At 48.2% G+C, this 699-nt stretch carries 1 protein-coding gene; it reads right to left on the reverse strand.

The window, feature by feature from the left end; translation table 11 throughout:
- Positions 1-699: transposase (locus tag ICN37_RS11445; RefSeq protein WP_216157784.1), on the reverse strand; the 699-nt coding region annotated here is incomplete at both ends.

Consider the following 699-nt stretch of genomic DNA (forward strand, 5'->3'; position numbering starts at 1 on the left):
GATTCTTACCATGCTCCACGGTTTTAAATCGCTCTATTAATGCTTGCCCTGCAGGGCACTCGTATTCATTTTTATCGGGGTGGTAGATAAACGCATTCTTATCAAACAGACCACTAGATCGATTGCTAGACGTTTTACATTTAGGCATGATGGGAGTGACACCCAAGTCCATACAGTCTTTGATTTGTTCACCACTGTAATAACCCTTGTCCGCCACTACGGTCAGCTGCGTTACTTGCAGCGCTTCTTTGACTTGGTTTGCTATCGCAGCCAGGCTACTGCGATCATGACCGACATTAGTTAACTCATGGGCAACGATGAGATGGTTCTTCGTGTCCACGGCTGCCTGTACGTTATAGCCCACGATACCGCCTCCGCGGTGTTGCATCGACCGGGCATCGGGATCACTCATGGAGATCTGTTTATCTGGTGCTGCTTGTACTTTTTCTTCAATAGCTTGTAGCTGTGCCATCTGGGCTTTAAACAACTCGATACGCTCAGCCAACCGAACTTGATGTGGCGTGGACCCTGCAGGTGAGCGCAGATCAGCTGCCTCTAAGTCTTTTAAATACTGCGCAATACTAGCTTCAGCTTCTTGGATACGACGTTTGATCTTGGCCTGGGTGAAGTTCTGATCGGAGCTGTTCACTGCTTTGAACTTACTGCCATCAACTGCCACCATCGCGTCGGCAAATAAAT

The sequence above is a fragment of the Polynucleobacter sp. P1-05-14 genome (assembly GCF_018881675.1).
Lineage (GTDB): Bacteria > Pseudomonadota > Gammaproteobacteria > Burkholderiales > Burkholderiaceae > Polynucleobacter.